At 43.3% G+C, this 20,475-nt stretch carries 15 protein-coding genes and 1 tRNA gene; 7 read left to right on the forward strand and 9 right to left on the reverse strand.

The genetic code is table 11. From position 1 onward, the window contains the following. Positions 1–35: 35 nt before the first annotated feature. The 4 genes from EAH55_RS01065 to EAH55_RS01080 form a co-directional block, all read right to left on the reverse strand. Positions 36–1,352 carry an MFS transporter gene (locus EAH55_RS01065; protein WP_208644766.1) on the reverse strand — a complete coding sequence of 439 codons (1,317 nt, stop codon included), beginning with the start codon at positions 1,350–1,352 and terminating at the stop codon, positions 36–38. 154 nt (positions 1,353–1,506) lie between these two features. After that, on the reverse strand, positions 1,507–2,067 hold the full coding sequence (gene efp / locus EAH55_RS01070) for an elongation factor P (RefSeq protein WP_112574922.1): 561 nt from the start codon (positions 2,065–2,067) through the stop codon (positions 1,507–1,509). Between the two features lie 79 nt (positions 2,068–2,146). Beyond that, positions 2,147–5,803 carry an ABC transporter permease gene (locus EAH55_RS01075; protein ID WP_121808133.1) on the reverse strand — a complete coding sequence of 1,219 codons (3,657 nt, stop codon included), beginning with the start codon at positions 5,801–5,803 and terminating at the stop codon, positions 2,147–2,149. Between the two features lie 131 nt (positions 5,804–5,934). Next, positions 5,935–8,382, reverse strand: coding sequence for a TonB-dependent receptor domain-containing protein (locus tag EAH55_RS01080; RefSeq protein WP_121808134.1), 2,448 nt, complete (start codon positions 8,380–8,382; stop codon positions 5,935–5,937). A gap of 229 nt (positions 8,383–8,611) precedes the next feature. Between EAH55_RS01080 and EAH55_RS01085 the strand changes: the two genes are divergently transcribed. Then, positions 8,612–9,742: a sensor histidine kinase gene (locus EAH55_RS01085; protein ID WP_121808135.1), complete on the forward strand. Its 1,131-nt coding sequence runs from the start codon at positions 8,612–8,614 to the stop codon at positions 9,740–9,742. Positions 9,743–9,788: 46 nt separating this feature from the next. Here EAH55_RS01085 and EAH55_RS01090 read toward each other — a convergent pair whose 3' ends face one another. Together EAH55_RS01090 and EAH55_RS01095 are read right to left on the reverse strand one after the other, a co-directional pair. Continuing rightward, entirely contained in the window at positions 9,789–10,502 is a 714-nt protein-coding gene (locus EAH55_RS01090) for a LytR/AlgR family response regulator transcription factor (protein ID WP_121808136.1), read from the reverse strand. Next, positions 10,480–11,532 carry a sensor histidine kinase gene (locus tag EAH55_RS01095; protein WP_121808137.1) on the reverse strand — a complete coding sequence of 351 codons (1,053 nt, stop codon included), beginning with the start codon at positions 11,530–11,532 and terminating at the stop codon, positions 10,480–10,482. Before EAH55_RS01095 ends, EAH55_RS01090 begins: the two co-directional genes overlap by 23 nt. A 197-nt stretch (positions 11,533–11,729) precedes the next feature. On the opposite strand from EAH55_RS01095, the gene EAH55_RS01100 reads away from it, so the two are divergent. Beyond that, positions 11,730–12,548, forward strand: a complete 819-nt coding sequence (locus EAH55_RS01100) for a hypothetical protein (protein ID WP_121808138.1) — start codon at positions 11,730–11,732, stop codon at positions 12,546–12,548. Between the two features lie 98 nt (positions 12,549–12,646). On the opposite strand, the gene EAH55_RS01105 is transcribed toward EAH55_RS01100, so the two are convergent. Continuing rightward, complete coding sequence (locus EAH55_RS01105; RefSeq protein ID WP_121808139.1) at positions 12,647–13,054, reverse strand: EthD family reductase; 408 nt, start codon at positions 13,052–13,054, stop codon at positions 12,647–12,649. A gap of 195 nt (positions 13,055–13,249) precedes the next feature. Beyond that, a tRNA-Met gene (locus tag EAH55_RS01110) sits at positions 13,250–13,322 on the reverse strand. 150 nt (positions 13,323–13,472) lie between these two features. Here EAH55_RS01110 and era point away from each other — a divergent pair. The 3 genes from era to EAH55_RS01125 all read left to right on the forward strand — a co-directional run bounded on the left by era (position 13,473) and on the right by EAH55_RS01125 (position 17,095). Further along, positions 13,473–14,348, forward strand: coding sequence for a GTPase Era (gene era / locus EAH55_RS01115; RefSeq protein ID WP_121808140.1), 876 nt, complete (start codon positions 13,473–13,475; stop codon positions 14,346–14,348). Positions 14,349–14,509: 161 nt separating this feature from the next. After that, positions 14,510–15,811: a ribosome biogenesis GTPase Der gene (der, locus tag EAH55_RS01120; RefSeq protein WP_121808141.1), complete on the forward strand. Its 1,302-nt coding sequence runs from the start codon at positions 14,510–14,512 to the stop codon at positions 15,809–15,811. A 372-nt stretch (positions 15,812–16,183) separates the two neighbouring features. After that, positions 16,184–17,095 carry an NAD(P)/FAD-dependent oxidoreductase gene (locus EAH55_RS01125; RefSeq protein ID WP_121808142.1) on the forward strand — a complete coding sequence of 304 codons (912 nt, stop codon included), beginning with the start codon at positions 16,184–16,186 and terminating at the stop codon, positions 17,093–17,095. Between the two features lie 177 nt (positions 17,096–17,272). Here the strand turns inward: EAH55_RS01125 and EAH55_RS01130 are convergent, their stop codons facing one another. Next, complete coding sequence (locus EAH55_RS01130; RefSeq protein ID WP_121808143.1) at positions 17,273–18,859, reverse strand: S41 family peptidase; 1,587 nt, start codon at positions 18,857–18,859, stop codon at positions 17,273–17,275. A gap of 106 nt (positions 18,860–18,965) precedes the next feature. On the opposite strand from EAH55_RS01130, the gene murQ reads away from it, so the two are divergent. Both murQ and EAH55_RS01140 read left to right on the forward strand, forming a co-directional pair. After that, on the forward strand, positions 18,966–19,772 hold the full coding sequence (murQ, locus tag EAH55_RS01135; protein WP_121808144.1) for an N-acetylmuramic acid 6-phosphate etherase: 807 nt from the start codon (positions 18,966–18,968) through the stop codon (positions 19,770–19,772). 107 nt (positions 19,773–19,879) lie between these two features. Next, a complete protein-coding gene (locus EAH55_RS01140; protein WP_121808145.1) occupies positions 19,880–20,446 on the forward strand; it encodes a hypothetical protein in 567 nt (188 codons plus the stop codon). The last annotated feature ends 29 nt before the right edge of the window (positions 20,447–20,475 follow it).

Below are 20,475 nucleotides of genomic sequence, written 5' to 3' on the forward strand. Positions count from 1 at the left end.
TTTAGGCTTTACTAAATTTACTTTTTATGCCCCGCCTACTCCGCCTGTTGCTTCATCAGCTTTTTGGCCCCCAATAAAGCGAACAGGGTTACAAATGCAGCAGCCGTTAAGTAATAGCCAACATAAGCAAGCCCGTAATTATGTGCCAGCGTAGTTGCCAGGTATGGTGTAAGCGAAGCCCCTAAAATACCCGCCAGGGTAAATGCCAGCGAAGCCCCTGTATAGCGTACTGCCGGTGGAAAAATACCCGCCAGCGCGGTGCCAATCGGCCCGTAAGTAAGCCCCATCAGGAACATCCCTATTGATAAAAACACAGCCGTCATGGTCAAACTGCCTGTAGTAAACAAGGGCGCGAAAACAAGTCCGAATATAATAATGCAGACTGTTGCCACAATGAGCATGCTGTTACGCCCATATTTATCCGCCAGTACAGCTGAAAGCGGGATTCCCAGCCCAAATGCCAGCATAGATATCATTTGTATAATAAGGAACGAACTTTTAGTATAATGCAAGGCGGTAGTACCCCAGCTAAGCGTAAATACCGTCATTAAATAAAACAGCAAAAAGGTGGTAATAGTTGCCAGCGTTCCTAATGTGATAGCGGCAGTATGTTTCACAAAAACATCAGCAAAGGGAACTTTTGAACGTTCTTCTTTATTGACCATCTTCATAAACTCCGGCGTTTCAGATATTTTTAACCTCACAAAAAGCCCTACCCAAACCAGCAATGCGCTTGCAATAAACGGAATGCGCCAGCCATAGCTTAAAAAGTCAGCTTCGCTCATTGCTTTACTAAGTATGAAGAATGTTCCGCTTGATAATAGGAATCCTATTGGCGCGCCCAATTGCGGAAACATGCCATACCAGGCTTTTTTGTGCGCAGGTGCATTTTCTGTAGCCAGTAAAACCGCACCGCCCCATTCGCCACCCAAGCCAAGGCCCTGACCAAAACGGAACAAGGCAAGCAATATCGGCGCTGCAATACCTATAGAAGCATAGCCCGGCAACAGCCCGATAGCAACAGTTGATGGGCCCATGGTTAACAATGCAGCAACCAATGTGGCTTTACGTCCTTTCCTGTCGCCAAAATGCCCGAATATCGCTGCGCCCAAAGGCCTGGCAAAAAAAGCCAGGGCGAAGGTTGCCAGTGACTCAAGTGTTGCCGAAGTTGGGTCGGCAGCCGGGAAAAACAACTTAGGGAATACCAGTACCGCGGCAGTGGCATATATGTAAAAGTCAAAAAACTCGATGGTAGTGCCGATAAGGCTGGCAGTAAGTATTCGGCTAACCGGGTTTCCGGTGTTAGGGTGCTGGTTCATAGCCTCAAACATATCAAATTTGAGCGAATACACAAATTGCCCCTTTATATGTTTTGGTTATGAATTGATGTTGTTACTTCAATAAATTGTGCCCCAAAAAGGAGGCCTCAAATCTTTCGTTTTGAGGCCTCCTTTTTTTGAAGCTGTGCAGTGTAATTCCGCTTAAAGAGAGTTATACTCTAATCATCTATTTTACACGCTCAACATATTCGCCGGTACGTGTATCTACTTTTATTTTATCGCCCTGATTTATAAAAAGTGGCACTTTCATTTCTATACCGTTCTCTGTTGTCGCGTTTTTCAACGCGCCGGAAGAGGTGTCACCTTTAACAGCTGGTTCGGTATAAGTAATTTCCAGGTCAACATGATTTGGCGCGGTTGCCATTATTGGTTCTTCGCTTTCAAAAGATACAATTACGTTCATTCCTTCTTTCAGAAATTTAGCAGCCGGGCCAAACAGGGCTTTAGGAATACTATGCTGATCATAAGTAGTATTATCCATGATCACCATGTAATCACCCTCTTCATACAGGTATTGATAATCATTAGTTTCTACCCGGCAAATCTCAACCTGCTCGTCAGTAGCCAAACGGGCTTCTACAATTTTTCCTGTTTTAATGTTACGAAACTTATCTAAATAGAAAGCTCCGCCTTTGCCCGGTGTACGGTGTAAAACTTCCGTAACAGTTACCAACTCGCCGTTGTAGCGTAATATATTCCCTACTTTAATTTCAGATGCCTTTGCCATGAAAATACCTTTGTAAATTTTGAAGCCAAAGATAGGTCAAGTTATTGAAAAAGCTTTGCCTAAAAACAACAAGGGATTGCTATTCGCTCCTTAAACTCTTCACAGGGTTAGCCAGGGCTGCCCTCATCGCTTTGTAGCCTACGCTTGTCCAGGCAATAATTACCGATGCCAATACCGCCACAATAAATATATCGGGACCAATAGTAATCCTGTAGGTAAAATCCTGTAGCCATTTATGCATAAAATAATAACCTATAGGGGCTGATATAGCGAACGCGATGACAATCAGGATAGTAAACTCTTTGGAGAACAGGTAAATAATATGCCCCACAGAAGCCCCCAGGGTTTTACGGATACCTACCTCTTTAGTGCGCTGCAAAGCCATGAATGACACCAGGCCATACAAGCCAAGGCATGAAATGAATATGGCTATACCGGCAAATATTTTGAAAAGTGTGGATAGCTCCTCCTCGTTGTTATAAAAACTGGCAATGGTTTTATCAAGAAACTGGTATTCATAGATCCCTTCTGGATAGGTCTTGTTCCACAGGGTTTCAACACTGGCCAGGGTTTGCTTCAGGTTTTGAGGGCTAACCTTAATATTCAGCCTGGAATACTGTGCCTTCCAGGGTCCCATCAATACTGGCGGAATAGCGGTGCGCAGTGAACCTGTATTAAAATCCTTTACTACACCGGTAATTCGCGCTTTTAGATTTTTGTTATTCCATAGCATGATGTTTTTACCTATGACCTGCTTTGGATCGGTGATACCCAATTTATGGATCAAGGTTTCATTAACAACATAGCCCGAGATGGTATCCGCTTTATTGTAAGGGCCTCCTGCTAAAAACTGGATATCGTATAATTTGAAATAATCAACATCGGCCCATTTCAAACATGCGCCAAAATCAACCTGCTTGTCTGCATTATTGAATTTAAAATCGCTGAACCAACCACCATTATCAGATGGGGCGTATAAACTAACGCTTACAGCTTTAATGCCCGGTTGCTGCAAAAGCTGATCTTTCAGTGCCCCCACTCTTGCCCTACTGATACTATCGCCGGGAAAAGGAACGGTAATTACAGCATCTTTATTAAACCCGAGCGATTTGTTTTTGAAATAATTCATCTGGTAGATCAACACCAACGTTCCGATCACGAGGAATTGAGCTATGCAGAATTGCACCACCACCAACACCCGCCGTAAGGAAATGCCACTCGCACGCCCGGCGTTGATCTTATTTCTTAAGGCCTCCATTGGGTTAAACCCTGATAATACCAGAGCGGGATAAAACCCAGCCAGGAAAGTAACGCCAATAACCACTCCAGCCAAAAACAAGATCACCATCGGGTCTGCCAGGAAGCCCCCGCTTAGCTGCACCTCAAGCAAACTGTTCAGCATTGGTAAAGTGATAAGGGCAGCAATTGCGGCCAACACAACGGCAAACAAGGTAATGATCAAGGTTTCGGCAATAAATTGCAGAACCAGTTGGTACCGGTTACTGCCCAAAACTTTACGTATGCCAACCTCTTTTGAGCGGTTTACAGCCTGCGCGGTAGCCAGATTAATAAAGTTAACACAGGCTATAACCAGCAGAAATAAGCCAATCAAACTGATAACATTAATGAGTTGCTTGCTAAATGGGTGGTTGCTATACACATTAACCTCGGTGTTATAATGCATATCGGCCAATGCCTGTAATTGAAAGATCTCGTTTTTGTTGTAAGGAGCAGGGATATGTTTTTTAGCCAGCGATGCAAGCTCGGTGTTAAGCTGCTTTTCATTCATGCCCTGGGGCAGGGCAACGTAACAATTCTTATCGCTGAAAGTACTTATCCAATCCTGGGCATTCCCGCTAAGGTCGCCCCCCTTGTCAACAAGCGTGATCCAGGATATTGCCAGTTTTAACGGAAAATCGGTATTTACCGGTGTGTCCTCCAATATGCCGGTCACTTTCAAATCGCGCCTGTTTTCCTGTCGCACTATTTTCCCCATGGCCTTACGCCAATCGCCAAAAAACTTATCGGCCTCGGTGCGGGATAGCACAATGGTATTAGGCTCTGCTAAGGCGGTATTTTTATCTCCTGCCAGCCAGCTAAATGCAAAAATCTGAAAGAAGCCCGGATCAGCATAATAAGCCAGATCTTCTTTAAACTTCTTCATGGCGCCAACATTTCGCACATCTCCTACTGCATAATGCGAACCATCATTCTTCATGATATTCGATACCTGTTTTACTTGCGGAATGTCAAACTTTAGGCCTTCTGCCAGCGGCAAAGGAGTCCCCGAGTTGGCATGCGTACCATCCGGGCCGCTGTTCACAGTCACAACACGGTAGATCCTGTCTTTATTGGCATGAAAATTATCAAAGCTTGTTTCATACTGAACAACCAGGAATATCAGCAGACACGCGGCAATACCTATTGCCAAACCTGTGATATTGATAGAAGCGTAGCTTTTGTTACGCATCAGATTGCGCCAGGCGATTTTGAAATAATTTTTGATCATTGCTTTGCGATTTGGTTTCTTGTCGGTCCACTTCGGGGCCGTTTCCTGGTACGAAAATACCGTCGCAAAACGGGGCTGGCGCTCCAAATTATAATATGGTCGCTCTTTTTTGAGTTCAGATTTGTATTCTGCGGGGCTTTTACCTGTTAATTCTTTAAAAGCGCGGTTAAAGGTAGTTTTGGAATTAAAACCCGATTCAAAGGCGATACCGAGCAGGGTTAAATGATCAAAAGCCGGATTCTGCATTTTCCAGATTACCTCGGCTACACGATATTCATTAATAAAATCATTAAAGCTTTTTTTGAGCACGGTATTAATGATCCGGGACAACTCGTTGGGATGCAACTCAAGTTTCTCCGCCAGCGAGCGCAAGCTAAGTTCCGGGTCCAGGTAATATTGATTAGCTTTTAATACCCGCTTCAACCAGGTGCCCTTCTGCTTTAACTCTGCCGGTGCCGCCGGCTTTGAAAGGGCGGGTGCAACAGCAGGCACTCCAAATTCTGGTCTTAAAAAAGCAATAGCGGCGGTTCTGATAGTTAATATCGCCCCAAAAAGGTAAAAAGGGTAATAAGCGTATACCGCTAATTTATGATGATAACCCAAATAGTCAACGACTGTAAACAGCGTCCAACATAACCATAGCAAACCGAAACCAGTTAACAAATGATGAAGCCACCGCATTTCATACCGGTACCTATCGCCATTATTAAATTTAATACGCGTATAAAAGCGCCCGATAAGCCTGTGAGATAAATACAGGTAAGTAATGACCGAAGCAAACGCGAGGACCTGCAACACCGGATTTAACTGTTGAAAAATGTTTGTATTATAGGTAGGCACACCTGTTCTTATGCTTTCGTTAACTTCTAAAATTTGAACACTCAATTCAAACAATAGCGGAATAAAATGCAGTAAATCCTTATACCGGAACTTATATTTTGGATGGGTTAATTTAAGCACATAAAAGAAGATCAACGGACCAAATGCCAGCGAAAACTGTAATGGCAACCAACTCCAACGTGTGATATAGTTCGTCAATTCAATATCAATAGCCAATATGCGGGCCATGTATAAAACAACAGCCATCAGTGCCAGGGCCAGGAAGCGGTTTGCCGCCTTATTCACTCTTTTGGTGAACCATAAAAGCATGGCAAAGCCTGCTCCAAGGAAAATAGTTCCTAAAAAGGCAATATCATAAGCGTTGATATGGAATGTATAGGTTTTCAATCAGCTTAAATGACTCAATCGTTGTTCCAAATCTACAACACATTGATCTCCATAAAGATAATCTATTTAGATAGAAATACATCGTAACAAAACCGGACATATACCCGTCCGGTTCCGGATGCCAAAGCTGATTACAACCGGCTCCGCTCTTCGCCCGAGCCGCTGTCCCTTTTCTCCCGGCTCTTACCTGTTGTCCCAAACGGGCGATAGTAACTCAGTTTTACAATTGTTCCCAGCCGGGATTCTGTATTATACCTCACGTGTACTTTGGTGTTAAAAGCATCTGTGGTAAGCAGACCAACATCGCTCTGATAGCTACCGGACCTGAAGATATCGGAAATTGAAAGTTTTAAGTTTCCCTTACCCAAATCTTTCCTGACGCCCAGGTTTACAATGGTATTGCTATACGAGTGCCAGTTGGCGCTGTACGAAGGCGAATTATAATAGCCGGATAACTCGGCCGAGAGGCCATGCTGAAATTTAAAGTTCTGGCTAAAGTTAAAGGAGCCGGCCAGGAAGATTTTTTCCAGGGGATTAGGGGTAAATGAAATCCTGTATTGCGTTAGCCCCCCGGTTAGGGTATAGGTCATATCCCACCAATTGTTGATCTTAACCGGAATTGTTGCCTGTAGGGTTACGGAATTCTGCCAGTCGCCATTTTCCGGCCGTAGATAAACCACTCCTTTTACCGGCCCAGGCGTTCCCTGGATGCCGAGAATGGGATGATCATCGCGGCTGAACAATAAGGAAAACAGGTAGTCGTGATAATTATAGCCAAATTTAAGATTCCGGGTAATTGCAGGTTTTAAGAGCGGGTTCCCTGTAAAAACCGATACCGGGTCGTTATAGCTTACGTAGGAAGCCAGCTCGCTGTACGAAGGCCTCGTGATCCTTTCCGTATACGATGCCTGCCAGGATGAGTGATCGTTTAATTTTCTTGAGAAAAATACGGATGGAAAAAATCTTCCAAGCTTGCGGTCTACCCGGTAATTAACATCGGTTGATTTATCGGTATAGTTATGCGAGTACTCGTAACGGCCGCCTGCAACCAGGCTGCTAACCGAATCAAGCTGCATATTAAAAGTGACATAACCCGCTTCAATTGCCTCGTAAGTGACAAAGTTGTTCCCGGCCCCAACAGTATTAGGTTCCCAAACACCATTTTCAAAATCCTCTATACCGGAGTTGGCCGCAGTTCGGCTATAGGTAACTTTGGCACCGGTCTCGAATCCTATTTTTTTGTTCAATTTGGCAGAATAATCAAGCTTGCCGATTGAAACTTTTATTGTTGTATTGCCAAAGCTGCGCTGTTTAGGCGAATAAAGACTATCGCCGCCACCTGCCGTGTTACCCTTATCATCGGTAAATGAACTTTCTGAACTGGCCAGCGACCGGGTGTTATAATACAGGTAATCAAAATCAGCACGGATCTTCTGCTGCCCTTTCAGGCTTTTGTCGAGATATAAATTGGTGATGGCGTTACCGATGTGACTTGAGTTATCAAACAGCGAATTGTAGGTTAGTGTGGGCGCATGCTCAAAAATGTAATAGCCATAGTTATGAGGCTGACTGGTGTTGCCACCACCCCAATAATTAATGCTACCGCCGATGGTTGTCCCGATATCAAGTTTGATATCTGCCCCCATAGTGCCATCGTTAAAATTAGCGATAGGCTTGTTTATGCCCGTGTAGCTAAAATCTGCTTGTCCTCCTATTATCGCCGCATTTTCGGAGCCGGTGGCATAAAGGCCGCCATAGTCATGAGCGTGCCAGTAGGAATATGATCCGTAAAGATTAACATTGCCCGTGTTATGATTGATATTAAAACCCGCCGAGGCTTTTTCAAACATACCATAGCCCGCCGTAAGCGTAATTGAACCATTAGTGCCTCGTTTTTTACTTTTTTTAGTTACGATATTAATGATACCGGCATTGCCTTCGGCATCGTACTTTGCAGGCGGTGTATTCATGAGTTCTATCTGCGTGGTATTATCCGCACTCATACTATTCAACAAGGTTATCAACTGATCCATCGACATTCGCATGAGCCGACCATCTATCATCACCTTTACCCCTGTTTTTCCGTTGAGGGCAATGGTATTGTTATGCTGATCTATAATGACACCCGGCGACCGCTGCAGTACGTCCAGTACTGAACTGCCTTGCGTCATGATGCTGTTTTGTACATTCACCGTCATGCCTTCGGCCGTTTGCTGTACCTGTGGCTTGGCTGCACGGATCACCACTTCCTGCAGTTGCCTGCCGGTTTGCTTTATTACCAGGCGGCCCAGGTCTGCTTCCTGCCCGGGGCTGATATTAATAACTGGCGATTTATAGGCCTGATATCCTACAGCAGTTACACGCAGGGTGTATTTTCCGGGATGTATATTGTTGACGCGGAAAGTTCCGGCATCAGTTACCACGGCGGAATTAACAACCGTGCTATCAGCTATCCGCAACAATGCTACTGTAGCGAACGGGACAGGTTTACCCGTAGTATCGGCTATCCGCCCGGTTACCTGACCAAATGCACCGATGGCTATAAACAGGCATAATAAGGAGACAACAAAGGATCTCATGTATTGTATGTTTTAGCCAAAAGAACCGCTCTTATTCCGGACAGAAAAAACAGATTGATGAGCACCTGTATCCGATTGATGAAATGCGGCAACGCGAAGAATTTGCAGAAAAATGGCAATGCAAAGGGCTTATTTGCCGGATGTAAGCTGTACAATGCATTTCGTCAATTATTTAGCTCCGTTCATATGCAATGTGGGTAAATATCAGCCGATTGCCTAAATTAGTACTATGACTTTTACTCCCATGAGGCAAAACTGGTTCATCCGGTATAAATTGTATCATATTCCTTTCTGGATGTTGTACGATTACTTATTGTGGGCCCTGAAGGTTGATAGCGCTACAGACGCTGTCAGGCATATTTTCCTTTCCGTTTATTTTATCAAGTGCTTCTTTTATGTAATTTTTCCGGCATTCGCCGTATATTTTAATTTGTATTTCCTGGTTCCGCGTTATCTGGCAACCGGCCGGTATATTACTTATCTGGCTTACCTGTTCTTAACAATCATTATTGCATCTATATTTATTGTACCCGGGTATTATTTAACTGCATGGTACGCCGGCAGCAGTGTGGAAAAAACCTTTGGGTTTACTACCAATTTTAAAAGCCTTTATGAACTGGCCAAGGAAGATCCCTTCCGCTCCACACTGGCGGCCACTACCCTGGCCATGAGTATTAAACTGGCCAAAAACTGGATAGAAACACAAAGACGGCAGCGGGCGCTGGAGAAAGAAAAACTGGAAACCGAACTTAAGTTTTTGAAATACCAGTTTAACCCACATTTTTTATTCAACAGCATCAACTCCATATTTTTCCTGATCCATAAAAATCCCGATATCGCATCCGCTTCGCTGGCCCAGTTTTCAGAGTTGCTTCGTCATCAGCTTTATGAATCGAACGATAGCCTGATACCCTTAAAAAAGGAAATTACCTATCTCGAAAACTTTATCGAACTGGAAAAACTAAGGCAACGCCCCGATCTGAAAACAGTGTTTAATATTGATGATGATTATCCGCAGTGTTTGGGCGTGGCGCCATTTATCCTGATGACTTTTGTTGAGAACGCGTTTAAGCATGTATCCAAACATACAGATAGCTTGAACTGGATCAGGATGGATCTTAAAATTGATGGCCAGGTCTTGAAAATGGTTATCGCGAACAGCAGGGCCGACAATGACTCGCGCCAGGCGATCCATTACGGTGGTATCGGGCTGAAAAATGTACAGCGACGATTGGACTTGTTGTATCCCGATGGCCATCGGTTAGACATCCAACGGACGGATGCTGATTTCAAGGTAATTCTTGAATTGCACCTGGAAGAAATAAGTGTGAATTCGCAGCTTGAACTTGTAGGTAGGTAACTGTTTAACTGAAAAAGCTTTCTCGATTATCTTTTCGAAGGATAAATCAATCCTGTGTTTTGGCCTGAATTGTTTTTAAAAACCCGGCTTTGAAAAGTCGTCCCAAAGGCAGCGGTTTATCATCGAGCATTACCTGATCGGCATTAAAACTGGTGATTTTGTCTATAGCAATAATAAATGATTTGTGGATTCGCACAAACGAATTTGACGGAAGCGTTTCTTCCATATAGCCGAGCTTTTCAGAAGCGATATAGGATTTATCCTTTGTATGTACTTTAATATAATCGGCCAACCCTTCAATATAAAGAATATCCTTAAGCATGATTTTTATCTGTTCTCTGCCTACTTTAAAAAACATATAGGCACCATCATTATCTTTCGCCGGTTCTTTGGTTTCTGTTTTTCCGTTCCAGTGATGTATGAACCTGGCTATCGCCTTCATAAATCGCTCCTGCGTAATCGGCTTAACCAGGTAGTCAAACACCTCCATTTCGAAGGCATCCGCGGCATATTCACGGTAAGCGGTAGTCAGGATGATTTTTGGGCTTGATTTTAATGAACTTGCCAATTCAAGCCCGGATACTTTCGGCATCTGAATGTCCAGAAAAACCAGGTCGACCGGATTTTTCTGCAGGAAAACAAATGCGTCCAGCGCGTTGCCTAACGAAGCCACAACCTCAAAATCTTCAAGAGCCGAAAGATGCAGCTTAATCAGTTCCCTTGCCGGTTCTTCGTCATCAACTATCAAACACCTGATCATTACCTTCAATTTGAATTTCTAATATAACAAGATAAGTATTTTGCCCCTGAATAATTTTCAGGCCGTGTTTACACGGATAAATCAGCTGAAGACGTTTTTTAACGTTGGCTAAACCAATACCCCCGTTATCAGGAGTCGCCTGTTTTTTAGCACCATCACAACTATTCTCAATCGTGATAGAAAAGCGATCTGCTTGCCTGACTACATCGATCCTGACCCAGCTTTTGTCAATAGAATCGCCAACACCATGCTTGAAACAATTTTCAACCAACGGCAATAACAACAATGGGGCTAACCGTAGATCGTCAATTTCGCCAAAAATATTGACAGCGATATCTACCCTGCTACCATACCTGTTTTTCTGAAGCTCGATATAGCTATTGATGTAATCAATCTCCGCGGTAAGTGCTATAGTATTCTTTGATGCATCGTACAAATTGTAGCTTAAAAAACCCGACAGATGAGCAATCAGGGCAGCCGTTTCCGGACTTGTTTTTAGGGCCGTTCCGTAGATATTGTTCAGCGTATTAAAAACAAAGTGCGGCTGCACCTGCGATTTGAGGAGATCCAACTCCGCGAGCGTGCGCTGCTGTAATAATTCCTGCACGCGGTGTTTTTCCTGGTACCAGTAACGCAGCGAGTAATACAAGGCGTACAAGCTACTTATAGCATACAGGTTTACAAAATCGACCAGGAATTTTCCAGCCGAAAAAAGCGGCATATTTAGCGCCATCGGAAAGTAGCGCGGATAAATGATATAATAATTAAAGTAACGCCTGATCAACAGCAATAAACAGGAGCTTACAATCACCGCAAGCCAAAAAGCAGTTTTCCTCCCCTTTTGATAGTATCGCCGGAAAAAAAAATGAACAGCCAGTATCGAAAACACCAATGATACTGGCAGCGCCATGCAGGCATTGATAAAATAGCTATTATAGTCGCCATACAATGATGCCAGCCCAAGCCACTGGTATAAAAAATACAGCGACCAGAACACGCCATTGAATGCTATATCCTTATTAAAGGTCATGGTTCTGCTTTTTTAAGCAAGTTATAGATTTTCAGTTTCCATTTTTCGGATTGAGCACTGAACAAGCCAGCTTTTCGATCAACGACCTTATTTTTCGGTCAACGCCGGATACCGACGATTTCCGTTGTGTGCAGAAGAAAGCTGTTAAAGTGCCACTCCAACTCTATTTTTGATTCAGAGACCATATTCCTAAATCCATGAAAATTCTTATTATAACCGGCAGGTCCTTTTACGCATTGGCGTTAATTGTATATGGCCTGCAGCAATTTTACTTCGGAACTTTTAGAGACGTATTTTTCTCGGTTTATCAGCAGCACCTGCCGTTTTTGAACGTCCTGTCTTATTTGTTCGGCTTATACCTGATTATAACCGGCATCCTTATTTGGGTACCCGGCAAAGGCCAAAAAGCTTCGCTGATACTCGGTGGTGTTTTTATGTCGTTGTTCCTTGGCACACATATCACCTATGAGCTGATCTCCGAACCTAATAAACTCTATCATCTGGGCCTATGGACAACACCACTGAAGGAGCTGGCGCTTGCTGGTTGCGCGTTTGTTGTAGCTCACTCGTTCGGCACAAACCCTGCTGCTAAGAAAAGCTTTTTAGAAAAGCTTGCACCATACGGAAACTTATTCTTTTTATACACGATAACCAGCTACGGTATTTCGCATATTATTTATGCACCCTACTTAACAGGTATGGTTCCGAAATGGATGGCCAATCATCTTTTCTGGGTTATGCTTACCGGGATAACACTCTCCGCCAGCGGCATTGCAATCATCCTGGGGGTCCGGATCAGGGCTATCGCCTTATTGCTATCGCTTCAAATCTTCCTTTGGGTATGGCTGGTACATGTACCCGGAACATTAGCCACACCTTTAGCTGCCGACAGGGGGAATTTATTGGCGAGTGCATTTGACGCCCTTGCCTTTAGCGGCACAGCCTTGCTGATTGCCTTAACCATGAAAAAGCAGCAATGGGTGGAGGATATTGAGCAATGGGGCGAAAAGGATTAGTAGTGTTTAGAACCTACTTCAGAAATAGAAGCATATCAAAGTAAAAGCCTCAAATTTTCATTTGAGGCTTTGTATTAGGATAAGAACTCCAACAATTTTTACTTTACCACCTCGCTTACCAAAATAATAGGAGTTACATTAGTGTAATTTGCAAAATCCGAACGAATGGTGCCTATATTAGGCGCTATAGCCGCTTGATATTCGCTTAGGCTCTTTACATAAAAAGTGCCAATAGCCATAAAAGGCAGTGGTTGGTTAGGGACACCGCTGGCAATTCCCTTTTCAATAGTATATTTAACCAAATTTGATCCTAAAAACCGTACTACCATGGGCATGTGTTTGGTTTCATAATACTCCATATTAAAGGTTTTACCTTCGGCGTAGGGATACATGATGGATATTTTAATTAAGCCTTTTTCAACAGTAACCGTGTTCTGTTTTTCCTGACCAAATACAGTAAAACAAGTAGCAAGAAGGAAAAATGACAAAATGAGTCTTAATTTCATAACTGGTTTAATTAAATGATAAAGTATTCTTTTTTAAGAGATTACACAATATTAAAAGAAAAGACTTTATTCCCAAAACGTTATGCTGATTAATATTTGAAGTTTATAATTTCCACGAATTGGTATACCGGAAGATTTCAGATGTGGTGCAAAGAATCAAAGCCTCAAATTTTCATTTGAGGCTTTGATTCTTTGTAGCGGGAGCAGGACTCGAACCTACGACCTTCGGGTTATGAGCCCGACGAGCTACCAACTGCTCCATCCCGCACTGTATTTTGTGCTATATATTTGAGATCCGGTCATAACCCCGGAAAGGTCCTTCCAATTATCAAAATGCAAATTTGCACTCCGTTTTAATTGGACTGCAAAGATATAATTCGTTTCTTTGCAGTCCAAATATATTTTTAATTATTTTTCTATGGCTCATCAGGCAGGTTTTGTAAGTATAATAGGTAAACCCAACGCAGGGAAATCAACCCTTATGAACGCGCTGGTGGGCGAAAAAATGTCCATCATTACCCCAAAAGCGCAAACAACACGCCACCGCATTTTGGGTATCGTGAATGATGAAAACTACCAGATCGTGTTTTCGGACACGCCCGGTGTTATCAAGCCGCACTACGCTCTCCACGAGAGCATGATGCACCAGGTTGACGGCTCCATTGTTGATGCCGACCTGATTCTGCTGGTTACCGATATTTACGAGGAATATGACGAGGCCGACGTTCTTAAAAAACTGGAACGCTCATCTGCACCCCTTGCCATCCTGATCAACAAAATTGATCAAAGCGACGAAGAAGCTGTTAAAAAGAAGGTTGAGTTCTGGAAAGAGAAATTAAATCCTAAGGCCATCTTCGCCATCTCGGCGTTGCACGGGCACAACATCAAAGCCATTATGGATTTTGTGATCGAAAACCTGCCTGAGCATGCCCCATATTACGAAAAAGACGCCCTGACAGATCGTAACGACCGCTTCTTTGCTTCAGAAATGATCCGCGAGCAGGTGTTTAAACAATACAAAAAAGAAATTCCTTACAGTACCGAGGTTATCGTGACTGCGTTTATTGAAGGAGAAAAGCTATACCGCATCAGCGCCGAGATCATTGTTGAGCGTGAATCGCAAAAAAACATCATCATAGGTAAAGGCGGCGAAATGCTCAAGATCACCGGTACCTATGCCCGCCGCTCCATGGAAGACTTTTTTCAGCGTAAGATATTCCTGGAAATGTTTGTAAAAGTGATCCCCGACTGGCGCACCAAGAAGAACTATCTTAAACAGTTCGGGTACGAATAAGAAGCAGATACAGGGTATTAAGAAGCATGAGCCAAGGCTTCTTCTTATTTATCTTGTTACGTCGATCAATAAAAATTAAAATTTCATAGAACCGGATTGTTAAGTTGGATAGATTTGCATAGATTCTTGACTCCTGACATCCTGACTCTTAATAAAACAATATGAGTAACATAGTAGCCATTGTGGGCAGGCCCAACGTAGGCAAATCAACATTATATAACCGTTTAACCGAAAGTCGCAAGGCCATTGTCGATGACTTTAGTGGCGTTACACGCGACAGGCATTACGGTGTTGCCGAATGGCTTAACCACAACTTTACGGTTATTGACACCGGTGGCTACGTTGCCAATTCTGACGATGTTTTTGAAGCTGCCATCCGTGAGCAGGTTGATATTGCCATTGAAGAGGCTACCGTGATCCTGTTTGTTGTGGATGTTACCACCGGCATTACCGACCTTGACGACGAGATTGCTAACCGCCTGCGTAAAAGCAAAAAACCGGTTTTTGTTGTAGTAAACAAACTGGACAATAACAACCAGGTTGCCGATGCCATGGTATTTTACAGTCTCGGTCTTGGTGAGATCTTTACCATATCATCAATGACCGGCTCGGGCACAGGCGAATTGCTTGATGAAGTAGTAAAACACTTTGAAGATGAAGTGCTGGAAGAAAACACCCGCCCTAAATACGCCATTGTTGGTCGTCCTAACGTAGGTAAATCATCTATTATCAATGCCCTTATCGGTAAAGACCGCAACATTGTTACCCCGATAGCCGGTACCACCCGCGATTCTATTCATATTCATTATAACCAATATGGTCATGATTTTATGCTGATAGATACCGCAGGTATGCGTAAAAAAACCAAGGTTAAAGAGAATATCGAGTTTTACTCGGTGATGCGTACCATCAAGGCATTAGAAGAAGCCGATGTTATCATCCTGATGATTGACGCGGTTGAAGGTTTTGAGTCGCAGGATATCAACATTTTCCACCTGGCCGAAAAAAACAAGAAAGGCGTGGTTATCGTAGTTAACAAATGGGATTTGATCGAGAAGAACAGCAAAACCATCAAAGTTTTTGAAGAGCAGATCCGCGACAAAATAGCCCCTTTTACCGATGTACCTATCGTATTTACCTCGGTTACCGAAAAGCAAAGGGTATTAAAAGTGATTGATGTGGCTAACCAGGTTTACCAGAGCCGCGCACGCAAAATCCCTACTTCAAAACTGAACGAGGTAATGCTGCCTATTATTGAAAACTATCCTCCACCATCAATAAAAGGTAAATACGTTAAAATAAAATACATTACCCAAATTGCGGGTACTTCGCCAATGTTCGCATTTTTCTGCAATCTGCCGCAGTACGTTAAAGAGCCTTACTACCGCTTTATTGAAAATAAGCTCCGCGAAAACTTTGATTTTTCTGGCGCACCAATACAGGTTTGGTTCAGGCAGAAGTAAGAAACTGAACCATGATTTTTAGGATTGAAGGATTACCTTGAGTTTTATCCTTATAAAATCCAGACTTACAAAGTTTCATCACCTCGTCATTGCGAGGAACGAAGCAATCCCCAATTTGCAGGTTCGCCCTGTATAGTCCGTGATTGCTTCGTTCCTTACAGCAATGACGTTTTTATTTTATATAGTCCAGATTTACGAAGTTTTAAAAACTTCGTAAATCTCCCCCATCCCAAGTCTCTTCATCATATCAAGACTATCAAATACCTTGCATTTGTGACTGCCTTACTTTGTCACTTCAAAAACACAAAATGCAACTTAGTTGCATTTTGTGTTTTTGGCTGTTACCTTTATCAATATTAACCACAATATCATATGAAGGATTTTGATGTGATCATTATCGGCGGGAGTAGTGCCGGTTTGTCGGCAGGTATGTCTTTGGGCCGGGCTATGCGCAAAGTATTAATTATTGACAGCGGCAAACCCTGCAACCGCCAAACACCCCACTCCCACAACTTTTTTACCCGCGACGGCCAAACCCCGCATGAAATTTTGACCATAGCCCGCGAGCAGACATTGAAATATCCAACTGTTACACTCCTCCATAGTGAAGCAACTCATTGCAGCCCAATAACAAACGGCTTTGAGGTTAGCACAAGATCAGGAGAAATCTTCAGCACAAAAAAGGTTATCCTGGCTGCAGGGATCAAAGATCAGATGCCGAATATCCCGGGCTTTGCCGAATGCTGGGGGATATCTGTTATCCATTGCCCCTATTGTCATGGTTACGAGTACGGCCATCAGCGTACCGGGATCTTTGCCAACGGCGAAACCGCTTTCGAAATGGCAAAACTTATCTCCAACTGGACAAAAGATCTCACCTTGTTTACCAACGGCAAATCAACTTTAACCGAAGAGCAGCAAGCCATCATCCATAACAATGACATTCAAATTGTAGAGGATGAGATAGAAGCACTTGACCAGCACAACGGCCAAATAAATGCTCTCCGGTTACGTAATGGTTCCGAAATAAAGTTAAAAGCACTATATGCAAGGCTCCCATTTACACAACATAGTGATATCGCCTTGCAGCTGGGTTGCCAATTTACCGAACAAGGTCATATTCAGGTTGACGCAAAGCAAAAAACAACTATACCCGGTGTTTACGCTGCCGGCGACAGTGCCTCGGGCATTCGCTCAATAGCCAACGCGGTTAACAGCGGCACAATGGCAGGGGTTATGGCAAATCTGGAATTGATTGATGAAGTTTTTCTTGTAAAGGAATAAGGAAAGTATTCACAAACTGTCGTCATTTCGACGAACAAGCATTGGATTTTGTGACTGCCGTGACGAGAAATCTTGTACGCCCTGTATCTACACGATTATGGCGTACAAGATTTCTCTTTCGCCCCTTCGCCAGGTCCTCCCACAGCTCACTCGAAATGACAATTTTTTATTAGAGCTTTACTGCTCCAGCCCTTTTTTAAAGGTTACATCATCGGCGTTGATCACTTTAAAGTAGGCATTATCTCCCCATTTAAAACGTGCCGCCTGGGCTTTAAGGATAGTTTTGATCGGCTCCCTGGAAATCCTTACTTCGTTCGAATCCATCTCTTTAATGGTTTGCGAAGCATACAAGATAAATTTATCCACGTCATCGTTGCTAACGGCATATTGCTTCAAAAACTCCGCTTCGGTAGGATATTTTTTTAGCAATGGTTGCTGACGGTCGATCACGTAAGCTGTAAACAATTGTTGCTGGCTTAAATCCTGGATAAGCGGGGTAAATTTGCTGGTATCAGCCGGAACAAAAACATCTGGCATAATACCGCCTCCACTAAAAACCTTGCGTCCGCTTGATGTATGATATGATGGCGTTCCTTTAAAAACGCTGTCATTCAGGTTACTTTGCTCTGAAAAAAGTTCGCCTTTTTGCATGCGTTGAGCTAATTCATTGCGGTAACTGTCAACCCCGTTTTTGTATGATTTCTGGATAGAACGGCCCGAAGGGGTATAATACCTCGCCACCGTTAAATTCACTGCCGAACCGTCGTCAAAAGCAAATTGCTGTTGCACCAGGCCTTTGCCAAACGACCGGCGGCCAACAATAGTAGCCCTGTCCAGGTCTTGCAATGCACCGGCTAAAATTTCACTTGCCGAGGCCGAATACTCATCAATAAGCACAGTAAGTTGCCCTTTCTGGAACATGCCCGAATCGGTAGCAAAATAATCGGTACGGGGCTCATGGATACCTTTGGTATAAACTATCAGTTTTCCTTCGGTTAAAAATTCATCAGCTAAGGAGGTAGCAGCATTGAGGTACCCCCCGCCATTGCCACGCAGATCGAGCAGTAGTTTATCCATGCCGTCAATTTTCAGTTCGGTTAAAGCCTTCCTGAAATCAACATCGGTAGTAGCCGAAAATTTGCTGATCTTGATATAACCGGTTTTTGCATCGGCCATATAAGCGGCATCAACACTGCTTAAATCTACATGCCCACGTTTAACACTAAGTACTTTTAAATCATTACTTAAAGGCGGAACCACGGTCAATTTTATTTCCTCATCCTTATCCCCCCTAAAAACTTTATTGATACGGGTTGCTGTAAGCTTACTGCCCGAAAACTTTTGATCATCAACATTAATTACCTTGCTGCCTACCAGCAAACCTGCCTTTTCGGCCGGGCCACCCGCATAAACCTGCGTAATGATCAGCGTATCGCGCAGCAGCTGATATTCGATACCGATACCGTTAAATCCACCGTCAAGTCTTTCGTTTATAGATTGTGCCTGCTGTTTAGGTAAGTAAAGCGAATGCGGATCGAGATTTTGGAGCAGGTTATTTACAGACACGCCTTCAATGCTGTCGATATTTACACTGTCAACATAATTACGGTCGACCAGTTGCAGCACCTTGGCAATTTTGCTGTTCGCTGTAAATGAAAGACCGAGGTTATGGGTCGCAAAATCCCTGTTAAGCAACAAGCCTATCATTATCCCCAAAAATAGCAGGATCATTGTCCGGAAAATTACACCCGCGGTCCTCTTCATAACTTATAACACAAAGTTAACAATTGCAGGGCCAATATTTTTTACCTGCATCCTTGCATTTGATGAATTTTACCGAATTTTGTTATAAAATATTTTAAAATAGGCTATGGAAACCACCACCGAAAGGGAATCGCACTATAAAAACCTCGAAAAACAAACTGTACGTGAAATTTTAGAAAACATTAATAACGAGGATAAAACCGTTCCCCTTGCTGTGGAAAAGGCACTACCACAAATAGAAGCTCTGGCAACCATTACAGCCGAAAGGATGAAAAACGGTGGCCGCTTGTTTTATATAGGCGCCGGCACCAGTGGCCGTTTAGGTGTAGTTGATGCTTCAGAATGTCCACCAACATTCGGCGTTCCGTTTGATATGGTTGTGGGATTAATAGCCGGTGGCGATGGCGCTATCCGCAAAGCCGTTGAATTTGCCGAAGATGATGCCGTACAAGCCTGGAAAGACCTGGAAGCCTTTAATATAAATGATAAAGACGTAGTGGTTGGCATTGCTGCTTCAGGCACTACACCCTATGTAATTGGCGGCTTAAAAACCGCTAACGAACACAATATAGTTACCGGCTGTATTGTTTGTAATAGCGGCAGTCCGGTAGCGGCAGCGGCACAATACCCGGTTGAAGTGGTTACAGGGCCGGAGTTTTTAACGGGATCAACCCGTATGAAAGCCGGCACCGCGCAAAAATTAGTTTTAAATATGCTGAGCACAAGCGTAATGATACAGCTTGGCCGCGTAAAAGGAAACAAGATGGTTGATATGCAGTTAAGCAACCACAAATTGGTGAACAGGGGCACCCGTATGGTAATGGACGAAACCGGGCTGAATGAAGAAGAAGCAGCCGGGTTACTGAAACAATACGGCAGCGTACGAAACGCTGTTGATCATTTTAAAAAATAAACTGAATTTGAAGATGTGCTGATTTGGAAATTTGAAAATGCTCTACTGCATTCTATAAATTCTCAAATTCAAAAAATTCAGGTTCAGACAAATTTCGAATCAAAAACATGCACGATATTGAACCATATTACCGCTGGAGAGATGATTACGTAGCATCGGAAGATGAGTTTTCACCTTTTTACGCAACCGAATACAGCGAGTTTGAATTTGACAAGCAGGTGTACAATTACCTGCTGCACCCGCAATGGGATTCGTTCGGCTCCAATACACTTTACCTTAAGGTGCTTTTTGCCGACTATGATAAAGGGTACACCATCATTGAATTAATTGGCGAATGGAATGACGCCATCAACAACGATATCATGCTGCTAAAGCGCGAATTGCTGGATCTCATGATAGATAACGGCATCACGCATTTTATCCTGATAGGCGAGAACGTTTTAAACTTTCACTCAAGTGATGATTGTTATTATGAAGAATGGTTTCAGGATATAGAAGACGGCTGGATAGCAGGGATCAACTTCCGCGAGCATGTGATAGATGAGTTTAAAAATAGCAACATCGACTATTACATTAACTTCGGCGGCGAGCTCGATAACCTTGGCTGGCGCACCCTAAAACCCGTACAGGTTTTCAAAAAGGTGGAAGAACAATTGATGAGGAGGTTGAATTAAGGGTTACTATATAAAAAATGTCATTTCGA

Origin of the sequence: Mucilaginibacter kameinonensis, assembly GCF_003675385.1 — a bacterium.
GTDB classification, from domain to species: Bacteria; Bacteroidota; Bacteroidia; order Sphingobacteriales; family Sphingobacteriaceae; genus Mucilaginibacter; species Mucilaginibacter kameinonensis.